Here is a 19,035-nt window from a genome sequence, read left to right as displayed (position 1 = left end):
GGTTCAGGCGTTTTTGTCGAGAATCGACATCACTCGGCTGACGGCGTCCGTGAGAAGCGGTTCTGCCTGGTGCATCGCCTCGGCGAGCGTCATTACCCGGGAAATGATTGAAAACACGGCACGGATTCCGGCGTCCGGAACGGCGATTACGTCTGTTTGTCCGGTGAAGACGAGCGTCGGGACCCCGTGTGCGTGGGCGAGACGGGCCAACCCGTACGGTGCTTTCCCGTGAAGCGACTGCGCATCGAAGCGACCTTCTCCCGTGATCAACCAGTCGGCCGTGCGCAGTTTCTTCTCCAGGTTCGACCAGCGTATGACTTCTTCAATGCCGCTCACGTACCGGGCACCGAGGTGGTAGAGCGCGAAGCCGATGCCTCCGGCTGCGCCCGCCCCAGGTCGCGTGGTCAAATCACGTTCGAAACAACGGGCGTACGTGGCAAGCAGTTCGTCATAGCACACGACTTCTTCTGGCGCCAACCCTTTCTGCGGACCGAACACGGCCGCGGCCCCGTCTTGTCCAAGGAGTGGATTCGTCACGTCCGCGGCGATGCGCCATTCGACATAACCCGCTTCCGGGAGGAGTCCTGTCCAATCGACTTGCACGACGCGCTCAAGTTGATGCGGGAACGGTCCAATGACATGTCCAAACTCATCGAAGAAGCGGACACCAAGCGCCTCGAGCAATCCCTTTCCCCCGTCGACGGTCGCGCTCCCGCCGAGGCCGACGGTGATGCGTGTCGCCCCGCGCTCGAGCGCATGCCGGATTTGCAAACCCGTTCCGTACGAACTATAGCGCCACGGGTCGAGCGTATCGACGAGTGTGAGCCCGGACGCTTCGGCGACTTCGATGACCGCTGCTCGTCCCGCCTCGAGCCACCCGTAACGCGTTGTTCGTAACGTCCCGTCGAGCGACACGACGTCCTGCGTGACGATTTCGGCATCCGGATGTGTCAGCAGCCACGCGTCTAAAAAGCCTTCCCCGCCGTCTGAGATCGGTACCTCGACGACGTCGTGCCCAGCGAGCGCCCGACCAACCACTCGGTTCGCCTCCACACTCGTCATCGACCCTTTGAACGAATCCATCGCCACGACAATTCGCATGTCCATCCCTCCTCCTATTCAGTGTAACGCAAAAACCGCCCTTCCGAAGAAGAACGGTCCCTGATTAACGAAGCGACGTGACGAGTCCCATCATCTGGTCACTCATCGACAACGCCCGTGAATTCATCTGATACGCGCGCTGCGTGATCGTCATATCGGTCATCTCTTTCGTCAAATCGACGTTCGACGATTCGAGGGTGCCTTCAATCAACAAATTGCCGAGTGGACGGTCGATGTCAGCCGCCAAGTCGGCCGCATAGACGTTGTCTCCGAGTGGACGGAGCGCCGACGTGTTGCGTACCTCGACAATATCGAGGCGGCCGAACTCTTGCTCGACGCCGTTCACGCTGGCGACGACCGTGCCGTCTTGACGGACGCGGTGCGCCGTCGCCTCGTTCGGCATGACGATCGGATTGCCGTCCGCACCAAGAAGGGCGTTCCCGTTCACGTCGACGAGCGTCGTTTGTTCACCGACCGAGAGCTGCATGTTCCCGCTCCGGGTCAATCCGACACCGTTCTCTGTCTCGACGGCGAAGAACTGGCGGCTCGCTTTCAAGAACACATCAAGGCCACGGTCCGTCTTCCGGATTTGGCCGATATTGAACTGTTGACTGATGTCAGCGACGTGGCCGCCAACGCCGATGCGAATCCCATTCGGGGTGTCGCGTCCGACTTCAAGTTCGGCACGCGGTTGATTGTCATACGCCTGCGACAAGAGCGAGGCAAAGTGGGTCTGTTCCCGCTTATAGCCGGCCGTATCGACGTTGGCGATGTTATGGCCCGTCACGTCAAGTTGACGCTGAAGCTGGGTGAGCGACGAGACCGAGTTATAGATCGATTGCATGGGCTTCCTCCTTAACGAATCCGAGCGATCTCAATCGCCCGCTCGGCACTCTTGTCATACGCTTGAACGACTTTTTGGTTCGCCTCGAACTGGCGGTACGTCGTCATCAAGTCGGCCATCGTCCGATCGAGGTCAACGTTCGCCTCTTCGATGAATCCTTGTTGGAATTGGACGTTCGCAGCAGGTGGGGCGTCTCCGTTGACCCGATAATCGTTCCCGACCTGTTCGAGCGTCGCTAAGTCATTAACTTGGACGGCACCGAGTGTCGCCACATTCTCACCGAGCGACGTGATTTGACCATCGACCGACAACGTGAACTCACTTGACGGCAGCTGGATGCGCTCGCCTGCGTCAGAGAGGATATAACCGCCATCCGCCGAGCGTAAGAAACGCTCCTCATCGACCGCGAAGCGTCCGTTCGTCGTATAGAGCGTCTCGCCGTTCTGTTCGACGGCGAACATGGCGGCACCCGTCGCGTCAGCCGGCACCTTCATATATACGTCGGTCGGGCTGCCCGTCTCCGAGATGCTCCCGCTCGAGAACCGAGGCATCGTCTCTTGAAGGTAGACACCTGTCGATAACGTGCCGACTTCACCTTGGACGCGTGAGCGCGCATTCCCAGGGTGGCTCACTTGGGCGAGCAACATTTCCGGGAACGAGCGAACGACGCCGTTGGACGCCTTGAATCCTGGTGTCCGGACGTTACCGAGGTTATTGCTCAAAATCTCTTGTTGGCGCTGGAGCGCGTTCATCGCGCCCGCCGCCGTATATAATCCGCGTAGCATGGTCGTCTTCCTTTCATCGTTCAAAGTCTTCACTCTGTATATCGTACCAAATGAATGTTTCATTCACCGTTTTTTGAAAAAAAGTAAAAAAACCACTTCACAATGATGAAGTGGTTTTGCATCAAGCGACGATCGGGAGTTCGACCATCATCGTCGTCCCGTTCCCAAGTTCCGAACGGACACTGATTGTCCCGCCGTGCGATTCGATGATTTCTTTACAGATCGCGAGTCCGAGGCCGGTGCCTCCAATATTTCGACTCTGCTCGTTCTGGACACGGTAAAACTTCTCAAACAGTCGTTCGGCATCTGCGGGTGCCACACCCATGCCTTCGTCTTCGATGGCGATCCGGATGACATCGTCCTCGCACGAGACGTTGACGGCGATATTACCGCCTTCGGGTGAATATTTAATGGCGTTGTTCAAGATATTCGAGAACACTTGGCGCAGTTGCGCCGGGTCTCCTGAGACACGGAGCGTTTCATCACAATCGAAATGGAACGCATGCAACTCGGTCGATCCGGCATGAATCTCGAGAACGTCCGACAACAGTTCGAACAAACTCTCGACTTTGAAGTCTTGCTCCGCTTTACCGGCCTCCATCTTCTGAACATCGAGCAAGTTGCTGACGAGCCGCTCGAGCCGGGTCGTCTCACTGTGTATCATGCTCAAGTAGCGTTTCCGCTTCTCTTCGTCGACGTGACGATGTTCAAGCAGTTCGGTAAAACCGAGAATCGATGTGAGCGGGGTCCGAAGTTCATGAGACACCGTCGCGACGAGTTCCGTCTTCAAGCGGTCGATCTCAATCTCTTTCGTAATGTCCCGTGACACAAACATCACGCCGAAACGTTCGTCCTGCAGTTCAATCGGTTCGGCGTACATCCGTATGATACGTCTTCCCCCTTGCATCGAATACGTAAACGTCTCATCGAAGATTCCACAGTTCTTCGCCCGGTGTGTGAAGCGATTGAGACCGTCCTGATCATCGATTTGGTCCATGAACGGCTCATAAAACGCGTCAATCGGATACAGGCTCTGACGGTCGCCGAACGGGAACAGCTGCTCATACAGTTCGAACAGCGCCTCATTGGCGAAACGTTGATTTGTGTCCACCTCGACGAAGACAATCGCGTCGCGCATCGTGTGCAAGATCCGAGCCGTCTTCTCGCGCTCTTTCTCGAGTTCATCATGTTGATGAATCAACGAGCTCGACATCTCCGTGAATGATTTCGACAGTTGACCGACCTCGTTTTGGAGCGGTTTGATTGGAATGAGCGTGGCGTGCGGGTCGACCGCGAGCCGTTCACTGTTCGTGATGAGCGCCTCGAGCTGTCTCGTTAAGCGTACGATATACGGTTGCAAGCTGATGAACAGAACAAACAAAGCTCCGAGTAGAATGAGCAGCCACATCCATTGGGCTTTCGCGAGCTGTTCGGATAGTTGCTCACGCAGGCCCGTCTCTTGATAATCGAGCTCAGACCGATAGTCCGTGAACACCGATTCCATGTCGACGATGCTCGCGCTCATATCGGCCGCACTATTTGAATTAAATTTGAATCGCGTCTGATTCGATGATGCGTTGCTCGGCATGAGTTGGCCGACAGTCGCCATCTGTAAGAACGGCTCATTGACCTCTCCGTTCGCTTTAGCGACGACGTAACGCTCGAGGCCAGGCATGACCCGGGTCGTATAGATGGTAAAGAGCAACCGCGCATCGTCCGCGAACGTCGTCTCTTCGCTCGTCGCAGCGTTTTGTTCGAACCACTTCGTCTGGTCGTCGATTCGGTCTTGGGCTCGCTTGACTTCCGCTAGCAACGCGTCATCTCCGAGCAAGACGTGACCGCGCATCTCGTATTGCATCGACTGCCATGTTTCAAACAAATCGGTCGCCCGCGATCTTTGTTCACTGATCCGTTCGAGCTCGACTGTCGTTTCGCGGATTGCCTGTTGGGTATAAAAGTATGTGCCGAGTGACGTCAATGTGATTAAGGCGATCAATACGTAAAACACAGTGAGGACTTGGCGGCTAATTCGTTGTTCGATCCAGCGCTTCATATGTGGCCTTCTTTCATATCGGGGATTGATCGGATTGGATAAGTCAGTATGTTCGGCTATTCAAAAAAGTCAGTTTCGTGTACGATAAGAAAACATTCGTCACGTTTATATGTGAACGATTAGTGTCAGTATATCGTTCGTTTCTCACAAGAAACTCACAAACCACGAAGGGAATATGCAGATGACCCCTAAATCGATTGGGCTGGTCGTGTTGATGGTCTTCTTCGCGCTCGCAGGCGGCTACGCCTTGACGCGCGGACAGACGATTGACGACTCAGTCACCGTCACACAAGGAACGGCCGATTTGACCGATTCTCGTGTGACCGAACAACTCATGCGTCTCGATGGGACGTGGCGCTTTCAATCGAGCCTGCTCGAGCGAGTCGACCGCGAGTCTTATCGACAACTCCCGCATGTGACACCACACAAGATGGCTACTTATGAAGCTGACATTTCACTACCTCCCGGACAATACGCTTTGCGTGTGCCGCGTAACCACCCACATGTCAACCTTCTCATTGATGGAGAAGCTGTTTCACCCGTCTACGCATCGACAGATGAAGACCTTCGGCATGCCTACCTCGTTCTTCTGGATACGCATACCCCGACGTTCCGTCTGACGATTCAAACGGCTGAGACGAATGAGCTCTCGACTGGAATTTCCGATAGCCTGCTCATCGGTCCAACGAGCAATATGATGACCTATCATAATCAATACTTCAGTTATGAGTTCGTGATTATCCTCATCTCGCTCCTCATTTTTTCATTCTACGCAATCGTTTGGCTGTTCCATCGTAAGGAATCGCTCTATTTATATGGGGCTGCTTTCTTTTTCCTCGTCAGCGTCTCGCTTATGACGAGTGATCAAATGATTGTATTCGAAATCGTCCCTATGATGTCTTACGTTTTGGCCCATAAATTAAATTTGATTACGGCATTACTAAGTGTCGCGATGTTAATCAACTTTGCGTTACGTCTCGAACGCGTCCCGTTTCGGCACTTTTTGAAATACGCGTCCTACCCGCTCTATGCGTTCAGCCTGATCGCCTTGGTGCTGCCAGAAGGTGCGCACGCGACGTTCGACCAATTCCCTTGGGTGTATGTCCTGTTCATCACGTTTTTCTGGACCGGGCTGAACATCAATTGGCTGTTCGAACGAAAAAACGACGGCTATCCGTTCGAATTTCTCGTGTTCACGATTTCACTCATCATCGGCTATGTCGGCCAGTTGATCAACGTTCTGATTGACCACCCGAACCAAGAACTGTATACGAGCGTCATGTCGCTCATTTACTTCCTGCTCATGTTCACGTTGCTCCCGATTCACTTGTCGACGGATAAACGGCAAAAGCGTGAAGTGCAGACGTTCGCCAACCAAAGTGAGATTTCGTTCTTCAACGCCCAAATCAAGCCACACTTCCTATACAACACGTTCGGGAACGTGATTGCGCTCTGTTACACGGCACCGACCGAGGCGGCACGTTTGCTCAGTCATTTGAGCACATATGTCCGCTTCATCTTCGAGAACGGGCGGACCGAGAACAATATCTCGCTCAAGCAAGAACTCGACGTCATCGACTCGTATTTGATGATCGAGCAGACTCGCTTCAATGATGCATTCACCATCACGAAAGATATCGACGAATCCGTCCTCAACGCCTCGATTCCACCGCTGTTATTGCAACCGCTCGTCGAGAACGCGGTCCAGCATGGGTTGATGAAACAACCAGGCATCAAACGGCTCATGCTGTCTGTGAAATCTTCAAACGATGCGATCGATATCCGGATTGCTGACAACGGCATCGGGTTCAATCCGACACCGCACTTGAGAAAATCGAATGGAATCGGTATCCCGAATGTCAAGAATCGGATCGACTTCATACCAGATGCCACGTTTAAATTAAATTCTGAACCAGGAGTCGGCACGCATGTGCATATCCGACTCCCAAAACGAGAGAGGATGAACGAGCAACATGCGCACGATTTTGATTGAAGATGAACACCATATTTTAAGGATGATGGAGCGCCTCATCCAAGCCGAACCGAATTTGAAATGGATGGGGTCGTTCCACGATCCGTTCCAAGCGCTTGAATTTTTAGCAAACCAGGAAGTCGACCTTGTCTTCCTCGATATCGAGATGCCGCAGATGAACGGTCTCGATTTCGCCAAGCGCTTGCCCGAGACGACACAAGTCGTCTTCACGACGGCGCACAGCCAATACGCGGTCGATGCGTTCAACCTGCAAGCGACGCACTATCTGCTCAAGCCGATTACCGAACAGATGATTCACGATTTGATTCCACGCGTCTCGAAGCGATACAAGGAGACAATGTCGACCGAGCATCACCGGACGTGTACGATTCAATGTCTCGACCACTTCTCGGTCAAGACGCAAGACGGCGACCTCGTCAAATGGCCGACACAAAAGACCGAGGAACTGTTCGCCTACTTGATTTTCCATCGTGATAAAGTCGTCAACAAGTGGCTGATCGCCGAGACGCTGTACCCGGACATCGACGAGCCGCAACGTGCGCTCCACAATGTCTATAACCTCGTCTATCGTTTGAAGAAGACGCTCGCCGAGTACGATTTGAGCATCTCGGTCCAGACGATCAATAACGGCTACTCGCTTCACTTGGACGACGTCTGTCTATGCGATTACCATGATTGGCTGGACGCGAAGCACAAACCGTTCCCACAAGCAGATTTGAACGCCCGTCTCTTCGTCGACAAAGACTATACGTGGCATTGAAAAAGAGCTTGTCCCGATTCAGGAGAAGCTCAGCTCGTTGACCACTATGAAACATCCTGCTCGTCTTTCGGCGCCCACGCTTTCCGCAGGCAATCCCGGAGCCGCATCGCGACTCGCGTCGCTGCTGGGTCTCCGTCGGATTGCTTTCCTGTCGGAGTCGGGGCGCCCTTGACGAGCAACGCAAACGGTCGCCTTCAGGCGGCCGTTTTTCATGTCTATCGCTCTTCATTCACATAACAATCATTGAACACAAGAGACGGCAACTATACACCGTCGCCCCCATTCAAAACGAACCAACTCGCTGTTTGGCGAATCGGTTCGTTCACAACCCGAGCTTGTTCCTATCTATGGGACAAGCTCTTTTTAACGGCCGACGAAGCCGCCGTCGACGTGAAGATGTTGCCCGTTGACCCACACCCCGTCCGGCCCCATGAGGAACGCGATATAGCGGGCCGTGTCCTCGGGTGTCCCGACACGCCCATGCGGGAACAGCGGTACGAGCTGCTCACGGAGCGCGTCATCAATCCAACCCGAATCGGTCGGACCCGGATCGAGCGCGTTCACAGAGATTCCGTACTGCCCTGCCCCGTTGGCGAGCGCCGGTGTGATGGCGATCAACATACCCTTTGTGGCGATATAGGCCAGGTTGGACGCATCCGCGCCCCCGGACACCATGAACAAGATGCGTCCGTCCGTATGCGCCGCTCGTTTGTATCGCTCGATGAAGGCGAACGTCAGGCCGAGCGTCCCTTCGTTATTGACGAGATAATGGCGACGGAGCGTCTCGGTCGAGAACGTATCGACACTCACGTGCCGCTCATACGTCGCGTTGTTGATGAGACGGCTCGGAGTACCTAGCGCCGCTTCGACGCGGTCGAGCAGCCCTTCTGCGTCTCCAGACGACAAATCATACGCCTCGTGTGCGACACGGGCGCCTGAGGCTCGTAATTCGTCGACAAAGCCGTCGATGAAGTCGGGTTCCGCTCCGATGCCTTCCGTGCCGTCAAACGGGCTCCAGTGCGTCATATACAAATCGTGGCCTGCCATAGCAAGTTTTCGCGCGATGGCCGCCCCGATGCCTTGCGTCCGGCTGACACCGGTAATGAGTGTGAGTGGTCGTGTCATTCAATCATCCCCTTTCATTCCTAATTTAGTGAGAAAATACGGTCCCCAGTCCGCTTCGTGCGGGATGACATACGTCCACGTGTAAGCCGGATCGACGATATAGATATCCGCGTAGTCCATGGTCTCGACAATCAAGTCTCTCCTAGTGAGTGGTTTTGCTTGCGTCAAATCGAGCTCGAGCACATCGTTCGAGTGTTGAAAAAAGAGGATCGCTTTCCACTTTCCGGCCCGTTCGAACGCGTGATCAGCAGCCGTTCCGACGAGACAGCTGTCAGTCCTTGCCACGATATCCTCCCATAGATAAGGAGAAAGCCGTGTCGGCTGTTCTGGTCGTATGAAGTGCGCCACCCATGTCTGACGCGCTTCTTGGCCCCGGTCTTCAACCTCTGTGACCTCGACCCCTTTCGCCATCAATCGCTCAATCAATGGATTCATATGCAGCCCTCCCTCTCTTATTCTATCCATTTCCAGGAAATTCAGACAGTGTTGAACGCAAAAAAAGGCACGACGCCTGCAGACGTCGTACCTCTATATCGTATTACTTCAAACGATCCAAATGCTCGAGCATGATGCCCGTGCCGTGCGCGACGCTGAGCGTCGGCTCTTCGGCGATCATGACCGGCAATCCGACACGCTCGGCGACGAGCTGGTCGATTCCGTGGAGGAGCGAGCCGCCACCTGTCATGATGATGCCGCGGTCGATGATATCGGCTGCAAGTTCCGGAGGCGTCTGTTCGAGGACGCGCTTCGTCGCTTCGACGATTTCATTCGCCGATTCGGCCATCGCTTCACGGAGTTCTTCCGACGTAATCGTTACCGTACGCGGAAGCCCACGCACCATGTCACGACCGCGGATATCCATCGTCTCGTTACGACCGCCTGGGAAGACCGTCGCAATCTCTTTCTTGATTTGCTCGGCCGTCCGCTCACCGATGACGAGCTTATGCTTGTCTTTGATGGCGCGGAGGATGTCCGTATCGAAACGGTCCCCGGCGATTTTAATCGTTTCACCGCAGACGATATCGCCCATCGAGAGGATGGCAACGTCTGTCGTCCCGCCACCGATGTCGACGATCATATGGCCGACCGGCTTCCAGATGTCCATGCCCGAACCGACCGCTGCTGCCTTCGGTTCTACGGCGAGGAAGACCTCTTTCGCGCCGGCCTTCTCGGCCGCCTCACGGATCGCTTTCGCTTCAACCGGTGTCACGTTTGCCGGTGTACAGATGAGCATGCGGATGCCGCCAAAGAAACCGCGGACTTGGATCTTCTCGACGAAATGGCGAAGCATTTCTTCGGTTGTCGCGAAGTCAGCGATGACCCCATCACGGAGTGGACGGATGGCGACGATGTCACCTGGCGTACGTCCGACCATCTGATACGCTTCCGTTCCGACAGCGAGTACTTTCCCTGTCGAACGCTTGATGGCAACGACGGATGGCTCGTCGAGGACGATGCCTCGACCTTTGACGTGGATGACGACGTTTGCTGTTCCTAAATCAATCCCGATATCTTTTGAAAACATGGTGTGTAGGTTCCTCCGTTCGTTACTTCATTGAAAAGAGCGAGAAGAGTCTCTCCTCGCTCCTATGAGTCTATTAATTAGTTCTTGACCATCTCTTCGGCAACTTCGACGTTCCCTTGGATCCGCTCGATGTCAGCACCAAGCGCTTGCAATTTCTTGTGGAAGTCGACGTAGCCACGGTCGATGTGGTAGAGATCGCCAACGCGTGTCTCTTCGTCCGCGATGAGTCCCGCGAGGACGAGGGCAGCACCGGCACGAAGGTCAGTCGAGACGACTTCAGCACCTTGGAGGCGAACGCCGCCTTTGATGATCGCCGAGCGTCCTTCGATTTTAATGTCTGCGTTCATACGGCGGAATTCTTCGACGTGCATGAAGCGGTTCTCGAACACTGTTTCGGTGATGACCGATGTGCCGCCAGCTTTCAAGACGAGCGCCATCATTTGTGCTTGGATGTCAGTCGGGAAACCAGGGTGTGGCATCGTCTTCACGTCGACCGGCTTCAACACATCCGGTGCGATGACACGCATGCCTTCTGACGTATCCTCGAACTTGACGCCCATTTCTTCCATCTTCGAGATGAGCGGGCGAAGGTGCTCGCGCTCTGCGCCGATGACTTCGATGTCGCCACCTGTGATCGCTCCAGCAACGAGGAACGTACCGGCTTCGATGCGGTCAGGGATGATTGAATGCTCGGCACCATGGAGTTTCTCCACGCCTTCGATTCGAATCGTTTCTGTACCGGCACCACGGACGTGTGCGCCCATACCGTTCAAGAAGTTGGCAAGGTCGACGATTTCAGGTTCTTTGGCGACGTTTTCGATGACCGTTGTTCCTTCAGCAAGGACTGCCGCCATCATGATGTTCTCTGTCGCGCCGACAGATGGGAAGTCCAAGTAGATCTTCGCACCTTTCAAGCGACCGTCGACCGAAGCTTCGACGAAACCGTTGCCGATGACCGTCTTCGCGCCCATTGCCTCGAAGCCTTTTAAGTGGAGGTCAATCGGACGTGACCCGATCGAGCAACCGCCTGGCATTGCGACACGCGCATGCCCAAGACGAGCAAGGAGAGGACCCATAACAAGGATCGAGGCACGCATCTTGCGGACGTACTCAAGCGGCGCCTCGTCTTTGATTGTGCCCGACGCATCGACAGTGACTTCGTTATTCGCTTCGTCAAACGCAACCTCTGCACCGAGGTGGCGAAGTACTTTGTTAATCGTGTACACATCAGCGAGGCGTGGCACGTTTTGAAGTACCGACTTTCCTTCGCTTGCTAAAAGAGTGGCAACCAATGTTTTGAGTACGGCGTTTTTAGCTCCTTCAACACGCACAGTACCTGACAATTTACGTCCTCCACGGACTACAATCAAATCCTTCATATCTCTCTTTGTCCTCCAACTTCGTTGTTTTTTTGTTTTATACGTCGATATCCGCTACCGGATGTGGTTATGTCGATTACTACGATGGTTTGTAACACGTGACGCTTCATCAGAGAGAAAAATAATAATAAAAGCACTCATGAAATTCTGATGAAAAATTCGTCATGTCAGACGAATTTATCCTACACGATAAACATATAAGAAACGTTACAGCAGGATTACAGTTTAGTAATCGTTTCCCTGCCTACTGTAATGGTGCGAGCGCCTGGGCCAATCGGATATACTCCAAAAAGAACTGGGCGATCAGTGAACCGAAGACGACGGCCACGAGGACACGCAAGACTGCTGCTTGCGGACTCCTCACTTGATTGAGCAAGCGGTCCCATTTGACCGGCATGAGTGCCCACCAAGCGACGTAGATCGCTACGACGTAAATGACGAGCGATAACACGGTGTTCAACATCGACGATTCCCCTCTTTTCAAAAATTCGTACCATTTTTAATCATAGCATGTCACGTCAGAGAAAAAAAGACTTAGCGTTTAAGTGAGTGGTGGAATGGGTTCATCCGATCAACTCGCTTTCTCTCCATAAACCGCATACAAAAAGGAACGTCAATCGGCGCATGGCCTTAGTACAGTAATTGACGTCCCTTCAACATTTCAAACATTATTCACTTCGCCATCATACGTTTGGCTCCATCGAATCGCCTCGACATAGTAACGTGACAAGTCAGGCGCTGTCTCCTCGACAGGCACGGTCAACTGCTCGTAGGCGAGGACCATGTCGAGTAAACCGCGCAACTCGTTGTCTTCTCCGAGGAGCGCTGCCTTGACGATTGGTTCGACCGGCAGCTCCGAGACGAGCGTCTGCATCTCCTCATCCAAAATCACATCGAGCGACGAGAAGATCCCGGTGATGAACGCATCGAACGCCGTCACTTGCGGCAACGTCTCGGCGGCGATCAGCTCCATCATCTTGCCCCGGATCACACTCTGTTTAATCAATTCTTTCGATTCGGACGTCTGCAGCTCCCGAAGCAACATCAAGTACGACCAGCGCCGCATCTCATCGAGACCGATTCGTGCGACGGCCTGCTCAATCGATTGAATCGTATGACGACCTTTCTGATAGACCGTGTTGACCGAACGCAACATCTTATACGACAAATCCACACTGCGTTCGATTTGGCTCGCGATGCGGCGGAAGTTCGGCTCTGGCGTATCGAGCTCTTTCAACACTTCGACGAGCGTATGCCGGAGCGGATGAACCTCGGCACCGTGGACGACCGTCGGCCGGCTGAAGAAATAACCTTGGAACATGTGATAGCCGAGTTTTTTGGCGATCTCATATTCAAACGGCGTCTCAATCTTTTCCGCTAAAAATTCGACGCGATGCCCGAGCGCATCGATCAGCCGCTTCTGTTGGTCGATCGGCGTTGCTTGATAATCGATTTTAATGATATCGGCGAGCCCGATGAGCGGTCGATACTTCTCTTCGAACACGAAGTCGTCGAGGGCGATCGTATAACCTTTCCGGCGCAAGGAGCGCAAGGCGGCCAATACTTTCTCTGTCGGCTCGACGTGTTCGAGCACTTCGACGACGAGTGTCTGCCGTGGCAACAAAGCCGGCACTTCGCTCTCAATCAAATTTTGTGGAAAGTTGATGAACGCCCGCGTCCCTTCCGTCAACTCCCGAAAGTTGAAGACGAGATAGGCATTATGTATCACGTCGGCGGTCGCGAGTGCGTCATCGACGTGTTCAAATATATTTTTCTCGCTGCGGCGATATAACAGTTCATAGCCACAGACGCGTAATTTCTGATCAAAGATCGGTTGGCGCGCAACATAAACTTTCATTCCCTTTAGCTCCTTTACCGTAGTTCCCACCTATATTATCGGATAAGGCGCCCCTCCCTTCCACTATTTGGGCGTGAAACTTCTGATGCTTTTGACCTATATATATAGAAGGAACGTAATCTATTCGGTCTAGACGCAAAAAAATCTCCCCTGCGGCTGCAGGAGAGATGTTGGTTATTCTTTGATATCGCGAATGCTCAAGCGGTTGATCGCTTTTTTGAGCGCGAGCTCCGCGCGACGGAATTCGAGGTCCGAGAGCTTCGTGTCTTGGAGACGACGCTCGGCACGAACTTTCGCCGCAGAAGCGCGGTCGTAGTCGATTTTATCCGCCATTTCGGCTGTTTCAGCTAAGATCGTCACCGTGTCGGGACGAACTTCCATGAAACCGCCGCTGAGTGCGATCAGCGTGCGTCCACCATCTTCGTGGCGCAGTTTGAGAACTGAGATGTCGAGCGGTGTCACCATCGGGATGTGTTTCGGTAAGATACCGAGTTCACCAGTCACCGATTTTGCGACGACCATCCGTGCCTCGCCCTCATAGGCTGCACCATCCGGGGTGACGACGTTGACGTGAAGAGTATTCATCGTCTAGTTTCCCCCTTCCGTGTAGGTCTTAGACCAACGTCTTCGCTTTTTCGATGACGTCTTCGATTGGACCAACGAGACGGAATGCATCTTCTGGAAGATCATCGTGTTTACCATCGAGGATCTCTTTGAAGCCGCGGACTGTCTCTTTAACTGGTACGTACGAACCTTTTTGGCCTGTGAACTGCTCAGCCACGTGGAAGTTTTGTGACAAGAAGAACTGAATGCGACGTGCACGGTGAACCGTGAGCTTATCGTCTTCAGACAACTCGTCCATACCGAGGATTGCGATGATATCTTGAAGCTCTTTGTAACGTTGAAGCGTCTGCTGGACGTTACGGGCTACTTCGTAGTGCTCTGGTCCGACGATGTCAGGCGAGAGGGCACGTGAAGTCGATGCGAGCGGGTCAACGGCTGGGTAAATCCCCATCTCCGAAAGACGACGCTCCAAGTTAGTCGTTGCATCAAGGTGAGCGAACGTTGTCGCTGGAGCCGGGTCAGTATAGTCATCGGCTGGTACATATACGGCTTGAATCGATGTAACCGATCCTTTAGCTGTTGACGTGATCCGCTCTTGAAGCATACCCATTTCCGTCGCGAGTGTCGGCTGGTAACCTACGGCAGATGGCATCCGACCGAGAAGGGCCGAAACTTCCGAACCTGCCTGTGTGAAACGGAAGATGTTATCGACGAAGAGAAGAACGTCTTGTCCTTGCTCATCGCGGAAGTATTCTGCCATTGTAAGACCCGTCAAGGCTACGCGAAGACGCGCGCCCGGCGGCTCGTTCATCTGACCGAAGACCATCGCCGTTTGCTTGATAACGCCTGAGTCCGTCATCTCGTGGAACAAGTCATTTCCTTCACGCGTACGCTCGCCGACTCCTGCGAATACAGAAATCCCGCTGTGCTCTTGCGCGATGTTGTTGATGAGTTCCTGGATGAGAACGGTTTTACCTACACCGGCACCACCGAAGAGGCCGATTTTACCACCTTTGATGTAAGGCGCGAGAAGGTCGACGACTTTGATCCCTGTTTCCAAGATCTCAACTTTTGTCGACAATTCATCGAACGTCGGTGCGAGACGGTGGATTGGTGACCGACGGACAGTCGGTGATACTTCTTTATCGTCAATCGGGTTACCGAGTACGTTGAAGACACGACCGAGCGTCTCTTCTCCGACCGGTACTGAAATCGGTGAACCTAAGTCAAGTACTTCCATGCCGCGGCGAACGCCGTCCGTTGAGTCCATCGCAATCGTACGGACCGTGTCATCCCCAAGGTGAATCGCCACCTCGAGCGTCAAGTCGACACTGACATCTTGCGCCGATTCAGCCACATGCGTGACTTTAAGGGCGTTGTAGATGTTCGGTAAGTGGTTGTCGAACTTAACGTCGATAACTGGGCCCATGACTGCGACTACGCGGCCTTTCATGCCGTATTCGTTCATCGTGTTAGCCTCCTACAATCTAGAGGGCGTGCGCTTATTCAAGCGCAGCCGCACCTCCGACAATCTCTGTGATTTCTTGTGTGATCGCCGCTTGACGCGCGCGGTTGAACTTGAGCTTGAGTCCACGGATGAGTTCATCCGCGTTGTCCGTCGCGTTCGACATCGCCGTCATCCGAGCCGCGTGCTCCGATACTTTCGCATCGAGGAGCGCGCCATAGATGAGTCCTTCCGCGTAACGCGGGAGGAGCGCTGCTAAGATCGTTTCTTCTTCTGGTTCGTATTCATACATCACATTAGATGCGGTCTGTTCGATATTCCCAAGCGGAAGCAATCGATCGATCTTCACTTCTTGGCTGATGACAGAGATGAATGAGTTGTAGCAAAGCTTCAATTCATCGATCTCGCCTTCACTGAACGCGCCGACCGTCTGTTTGACGATCTCTGCGACTTCAACGAATGATGGCTGGTCGTTGAGTCCTGTCATGGCACTGTACACCGGAATGTTACGGGCCTTGAAGAACTGAACGCCGACCTTCCCGATCACGTACAGACGGTATTCGTCTGTTGAACCGTGTTTGGCTTTCAACTCGCGATACACGTCACGAAGGACGCTGGCGTTGTATCCACCAGCAAGTCCGCGGTCTGACGTGATGACGATATAGCCGGTCCGTTTAACGGGACGGACTTGAAGCATCGGGTGTGTTGCGCCTGAAGTACCGCCGGCAATCGACGAGATGACTTCCTGCAACTTGGTCATGTACGGCTTGAAGTTGGCGTTGCTCCCTTGAGCGCGGTTCAATTTCGAGGCCGACACCATGTTCATCGCTTTCGTGATTTGCTTCGTGCTTTGGGTCGAGGTGATCCGCATCTGGATCTCACGTAATGATGCCATTTCGATTCACCACCTTAATAGACGCTCGTCACCGGATTAAACCGATGGCGAGAACGTCTTTTTGAATTCCGTAAGTGCATCGACCATCGCCTCGTCAGCAGGAAGGTTTCCTGTTTGACGGATTTCACGGCAGAGGTCCGCACGGTTTTGGTCGAGCCATGCGTTCATTTCTTTTTCGAAACGACGGATGTCTTCGACTGGGACGTCATCGAGATGACCTTTCGTGAGAGCGTAGATGATGATTACTTGCTTGTCGACCGAAAGCGGTGCGTTCAAGTCTTGTTTCAAGACTTCAACAGTCCGTTGTCCACGGTTGAGCTTCGCTTGTGTCGCTTTGTCGAGGTCCGACCCGAACTGGGCGAACGCTTCGAGCTCACGGTATGACGCGAGGTCAAGACGGAGCGTACCGGCAACTTTCTTCATCGCTTTCACTTGAGCCGAACCACCAACACGCGATACCGAGAGACCGGCGTTGATCGCTGGACGTACCCCTGAGAAGAAGAGGTCCGACTGAAGGAAGATTTGACCGTCTGTGATCGAGATTACGTTCGTCGGGATGTAAGCCGAGATATCCGACGCTTGTGTCTCGATGAACGGAAGTGCTGTCAATGAACCGCCGCCGAGTTCGTCGTTCAACTTCGCCGCACGCTCAAGAAGGCGTGAGTGGAGGTAGAAGACATCCCCTGGGTAGGCTTCGCGGCCTGGAGGACGACGGAGAAGAAGCGAGAGCTCACGATAAGCTGCCGCTTGTTTCGAGAGGTCATCATACACGACGAGGACGTGTTGTCCGCGGTCCATGAAGTACTCACCCATCGATACCCCAGCGAATGGTGCGAGGTAAAGAAGTGGGGCTGGCTGTGAAGCCGATGCCGAAACAACGATCGTGTAATCGAGGGCGCCGTTTTGACGGAGCGTCTCAACTACGCCACGGACAGTCGATTCTTTCTGACCGATTGCGACGTAGATACAGACCATGTTTTCTTCTTTTTGGTTGATGATCGCGTCGATTGCGATCGAAGTCTTACCAGTTTGACGGTCACCGATGATGAGCTCACGCTGACCGCGACCGATTGGTACGAGGGCGTCAATCGCCTTAATCCCAGTTTGGAGCGGTTCGTGAACTGACTTACGGGCCATAACGCCGTAAGCTTTACGCTCGATCGGGTTGTATGTGTCCGTCACGATCGGTCCGAGACCGTCGATTGGTTGTCCGAGCGGGTTGACGACGCGTCCGAGGAGCGCTTCACCGACTGGAACTTCCATGATGCGGCCCGTACGTTTTACCGAGTCGCCTTCTTTGATGCCTTTGTAGTCGCCAAGGATGATAATCCCGACGTTACCTTCTTCTAAGTTTTGCGCCAAGCCCATTACGCCGTTAGAGAACTCTACGAGTTCCCCCGCCATAACGTTATCGAGTCCGTATGCACGAGCGATACCGTCACCTACTTGAATGACTGTACCTGTCTCACTGACTTCGATTTCAGAACCGTACGAAGCGATCCGCTCTTTTAGCAGGGCGCTGATTTCTTCAGCTTTGATCGTCATTGAATTCACCCCTATTTCTTACGCATTCAACAATTCACGCTCGAGGCGTGTTAGTTTGTTTTCGATTGTGTCATCATACGTCGTGTAGCCGATCTGGACACGGAGTCCACCGATGACGTCTTCATCGACGACGTTCTTCAATTGAAGCGTCTTGTTCATCTTCTGACCGAAGACGAGTTCGACTTCTTTCAACTCTGTTGCCGACAACGGGTAAGCACTCGTGACGAACCCTTCGGCGATGCCACGGTAGTCGTTGATATAATCAAGGACGTAGCGCGACAAGCCGCGAACTTCGCTCGCACGGTCGTTTTCGACCATGACGAGAAGTGTGTTGAGCACGATATCTGTCATGTCACCAAAGCTATGTGTTAAAAGCTGTGCAAGCTCGCTGTCACTGATCGCCGGATTCGTTAAGAGATCCGTGAGTTCAGGAGTCGCGTGGAGCACTTCATCGAGCAGACGCACTTCCGCTTCGACTTGGTCGAGCGTGCCTTGTTCCCGCGCTAAGTCGAAGAGCGCTTTGGCATAGCGTTTTGCTAACGATGTGTTCATCAGTTAGCACCTTTCGCTTTAGACAGGAAGTCTGTAACGAGGGCACGTTGTTTCACTTCGTCGCCTTTAAGGTCTGACTGAAGGACGTGGCGTGCGGCCGAGAGCGCCTGTGTGACGACTTCGGTCTGGAGCGATTGCTTCGCGAGCTCACGCTCACGTTCGATCGCTTTACCCGCCTCGATCTTGATTTGTTCGGCTTCCAAACGCGCCTGCTCCACCAAGCGTGCTTGTTCCGCTTCTGCTTGACGACGGCTTGAATCAAGCATTTCTTTCGATTCTGTACGTGCTGCGCTTAACGCGTCACGTTGTTCGACTACATATGTTTCCGCATCTTTGCGGCTCTTTTCAGCGAGCTCAATTTCGTTCGCTACATACTCTTCACGCTGTCTCATCATTCCAAGGAGTGGTCCCCAAGCAAATTTCTTCAACAGGGCCAAGAGTACGAGGAATGTGAAAAGTGTAAAGATCATATCCAGGATGCGGAGGCCTTCGCCGCCAGCACCAGCTGCAATCATCATCGTATCCATGCATACCCTCCTCTTGACTAAATAAGTGAGGGAGACACGCTCCCTCTTACGTTGTTCTCGTTAA

General features: G+C 53.6%; 18 protein-coding genes. 2 read left to right on the top strand and 16 right to left on the bottom strand.

The window, feature by feature from the left end; genetic code table 11:
• Nucleotides 1-3 precede the first annotated feature (3 nt).
• From KNP86_RS08480 to KNP86_RS08465, 4 genes are all read right to left on the bottom strand, one after another.
• Entirely contained in the window at nt 4-1,101 is a 1,098-nt protein-coding gene (locus KNP86_RS08480) for a glycerate kinase (RefSeq protein WP_251130465.1), read from the bottom strand.
• A gap of 64 nt (nt 1,102-1,165) precedes the next feature.
• Nucleotides 1,166-1,945: a flagellar hook-basal body protein gene (locus KNP86_RS08475; RefSeq protein ID WP_214753718.1), complete on the bottom strand. Its 780-nt coding sequence runs from the start codon at nt 1,943-1,945 to the stop codon at nt 1,166-1,168.
• Between the two features lie 11 nt (nt 1,946-1,956).
• A complete protein-coding gene (locus tag KNP86_RS08470; protein WP_131471423.1) occupies nt 1,957-2,730 on the bottom strand; it encodes a flagellar hook-basal body protein in 774 nt (257 codons plus the stop codon).
• 121 nt (nt 2,731-2,851) lie between these two features.
• Entirely contained in the window at nt 2,852-4,783 is a 1,932-nt protein-coding gene (locus KNP86_RS08465; protein ID WP_214753716.1) for a sensor histidine kinase, read from the bottom strand.
• 181 nt (nt 4,784-4,964) lie between these two features.
• On the opposite strand from KNP86_RS08465, the gene KNP86_RS08460 reads away from it, so the two are divergent.
• Nucleotides 4,965-6,776: a sensor histidine kinase gene (locus tag KNP86_RS08460; protein ID WP_214753714.1), complete on the top strand. Its 1,812-nt coding sequence runs from the start codon at nt 4,965-4,967 to the stop codon at nt 6,774-6,776.
• Nucleotides 6,757-7,536, top strand: a complete 780-nt coding sequence (locus KNP86_RS08455; RefSeq protein ID WP_214753712.1) for a response regulator — start codon at nt 6,757-6,759, stop codon at nt 7,534-7,536. The genes KNP86_RS08460 and KNP86_RS08455 overlap by 20 nt, the downstream gene beginning before the upstream one ends.
• A gap of 363 nt (nt 7,537-7,899) precedes the next feature.
• On the opposite strand, the gene KNP86_RS08450 is transcribed toward KNP86_RS08455, so the two are convergent.
• The 12 genes from KNP86_RS08450 to atpF form a co-directional block, all read right to left on the bottom strand.
• Nucleotides 7,900-8,661 (bottom strand): SDR family oxidoreductase, encoded by a 762-nt coding sequence (locus KNP86_RS08450; RefSeq protein ID WP_214753710.1) that lies wholly within the window; start codon nt 8,659-8,661, stop codon nt 7,900-7,902.
• The gene (locus tag KNP86_RS08445; RefSeq protein ID WP_214753708.1) at nt 8,662-9,096 is read right to left on the bottom strand and encodes a DUF4275 family protein; all 435 of its coding nucleotides are present in this window, start codon (nt 9,094-9,096) and stop codon (nt 8,662-8,664) included.
• Nucleotides 9,097-9,199: 103 nt separating this feature from the next.
• The gene (gene mreB, locus KNP86_RS08440) at nt 9,200-10,186 is read right to left on the bottom strand and encodes a rod shape-determining protein (RefSeq protein WP_021066145.1); all 987 of its coding nucleotides are present in this window, start codon (nt 10,184-10,186) and stop codon (nt 9,200-9,202) included.
• Between the two features lie 77 nt (nt 10,187-10,263).
• Nucleotides 10,264-11,565: a UDP-N-acetylglucosamine 1-carboxyvinyltransferase gene (gene murA / locus KNP86_RS08435; protein WP_029594691.1), complete on the bottom strand. Its 1,302-nt coding sequence runs from the start codon at nt 11,563-11,565 to the stop codon at nt 10,264-10,266.
• A 244-nt stretch (nt 11,566-11,809) separates the two neighbouring features.
• A complete protein-coding gene (locus KNP86_RS08430; RefSeq protein WP_021066143.1) occupies nt 11,810-12,028 on the bottom strand; it encodes a DUF1146 family protein in 219 nt (72 codons plus the stop codon).
• A gap of 198 nt (nt 12,029-12,226) precedes the next feature.
• Entirely contained in the window at nt 12,227-13,423 is a 1,197-nt protein-coding gene (locus KNP86_RS08425) for an EAL and HDOD domain-containing protein (RefSeq protein ID WP_214753706.1), read from the bottom strand.
• 174 nt (nt 13,424-13,597) lie between these two features.
• The gene (locus tag KNP86_RS08420) at nt 13,598-14,008 is read right to left on the bottom strand and encodes a F0F1 ATP synthase subunit epsilon (RefSeq protein ID WP_021066141.1); all 411 of its coding nucleotides are present in this window, start codon (nt 14,006-14,008) and stop codon (nt 13,598-13,600) included.
• A gap of 28 nt (nt 14,009-14,036) precedes the next feature.
• On the bottom strand, nt 14,037-15,455 hold the full coding sequence (gene atpD, locus KNP86_RS08415) for a F0F1 ATP synthase subunit beta (protein WP_021066140.1): 1,419 nt from the start codon (nt 15,453-15,455) through the stop codon (nt 14,037-14,039).
• 34 nt (nt 15,456-15,489) lie between these two features.
• The gene (atpG, locus tag KNP86_RS08410; RefSeq protein ID WP_021066139.1) at nt 15,490-16,347 is read right to left on the bottom strand and encodes an ATP synthase F1 subunit gamma; all 858 of its coding nucleotides are present in this window, start codon (nt 16,345-16,347) and stop codon (nt 15,490-15,492) included.
• 36 nt (nt 16,348-16,383) lie between these two features.
• Complete coding sequence (gene atpA / locus KNP86_RS08405; RefSeq protein WP_029594689.1) at nt 16,384-17,892, bottom strand: F0F1 ATP synthase subunit alpha; 1,509 nt, start codon at nt 17,890-17,892, stop codon at nt 16,384-16,386.
• A gap of 18 nt (nt 17,893-17,910) precedes the next feature.
• Nucleotides 17,911-18,444: a F0F1 ATP synthase subunit delta gene (locus KNP86_RS08400; RefSeq protein WP_021066137.1), complete on the bottom strand. Its 534-nt coding sequence runs from the start codon at nt 18,442-18,444 to the stop codon at nt 17,911-17,913.
• A complete protein-coding gene (gene atpF / locus KNP86_RS08395) occupies nt 18,444-18,971 on the bottom strand; it encodes a F0F1 ATP synthase subunit B (protein ID WP_021066136.1) in 528 nt (175 codons plus the stop codon). The genes KNP86_RS08400 and atpF overlap by 1 nt, the downstream gene beginning before the upstream one ends.
• Nucleotides 18,972-19,035: the final 64 nt, after the last annotated feature.

The organism is Exiguobacterium sp. s16 (assembly GCF_018618115.1).
In the GTDB taxonomy this organism is placed as follows: Bacteria; Bacillota; Bacilli; order Exiguobacteriales; family Exiguobacteriaceae; genus Exiguobacterium; species Exiguobacterium mexicanum_A.
Note: the sequence above shows the minus strand (reverse complement) of the source record. Positions and strands in the feature narration are given on the sequence as shown.

Excerpts from the sequence above, each read along its gene's own strand:
- KNP86_RS08475 (WP_214753718.1), bottom strand. The coding sequence starts at position 1,945 with ATGCAATCGATCTATAACTCGGTCTCGTCGCTCACCCAGCTTCAGCGT.
- atpA (WP_029594689.1), bottom strand. The coding sequence starts at position 17,892 with ATGACGATCAAAGCTGAAGAAATCAGCGCCCTGCTAAAAGAGCGGATC.
- KNP86_RS08470 (WP_131471423.1), bottom strand. The coding sequence starts at position 2,730 with ATGCTACGCGGATTATATACGGCGGCGGGCGCGATGAACGCGCTCCAG.
- KNP86_RS08455 (WP_214753712.1), top strand. The coding sequence starts at position 6,757 with ATGCGCACGATTTTGATTGAAGATGAACACCATATTTTAAGGATGATG.
- mreB (WP_021066145.1), bottom strand. The coding sequence starts at position 10,186 with ATGTTTTCAAAAGATATCGGGATTGATTTAGGAACAGCAAACGTCGTC.
- KNP86_RS08450 (WP_214753710.1), bottom strand. The coding sequence starts at position 8,661 with ATGACACGACCACTCACACTCATTACCGGTGTCAGCCGGACGCAAGGC.
- atpG (WP_021066139.1), bottom strand. The coding sequence starts at position 16,347 with ATGGCATCATTACGTGAGATCCAGATGCGGATCACCTCGACCCAAAGC.
- KNP86_RS08445 (WP_214753708.1), bottom strand. The coding sequence starts at position 9,096 with ATGAATCCATTGATTGAGCGATTGATGGCGAAAGGGGTCGAGGTCACA.
- KNP86_RS08430 (WP_021066143.1), bottom strand. The coding sequence starts at position 12,028 with ATGTTGAACACCGTGTTATCGCTCGTCATTTACGTCGTAGCGATCTAC.
- murA (WP_029594691.1), bottom strand. The coding sequence starts at position 11,565 with ATGAAGGATTTGATTGTAGTCCGTGGAGGACGTAAATTGTCAGGTACT.
- KNP86_RS08460 (WP_214753714.1), top strand. The coding sequence starts at position 4,965 with ATGACCCCTAAATCGATTGGGCTGGTCGTGTTGATGGTCTTCTTCGCG.
- KNP86_RS08400 (WP_021066137.1), bottom strand. The coding sequence starts at position 18,444 with ATGAACACATCGTTAGCAAAACGCTATGCCAAAGCGCTCTTCGACTTA.
- KNP86_RS08465 (WP_214753716.1), bottom strand. The coding sequence starts at position 4,783 with ATGAAGCGCTGGATCGAACAACGAATTAGCCGCCAAGTCCTCACTGTG.
- KNP86_RS08420 (WP_021066141.1), bottom strand. The coding sequence starts at position 14,008 with ATGAATACTCTTCACGTCAACGTCGTCACCCCGGATGGTGCAGCCTAT.
- atpF (WP_021066136.1), bottom strand. The coding sequence starts at position 18,971 with ATGGATACGATGATGATTGCAGCTGGTGCTGGCGGCGAAGGCCTCCGC.
- KNP86_RS08480 (WP_251130465.1), bottom strand. The coding sequence starts at position 1,101 with ATGCGAATTGTCGTGGCGATGGATTCGTTCAAAGGGTCGATGACGAGT.
- atpD (WP_021066140.1), bottom strand. The coding sequence starts at position 15,455 with ATGAACGAATACGGCATGAAAGGCCGCGTAGTCGCAGTCATGGGCCCA.
- KNP86_RS08425 (WP_214753706.1), bottom strand. The coding sequence starts at position 13,423 with ATGAAAGTTTATGTTGCGCGCCAACCGATCTTTGATCAGAAATTACGC.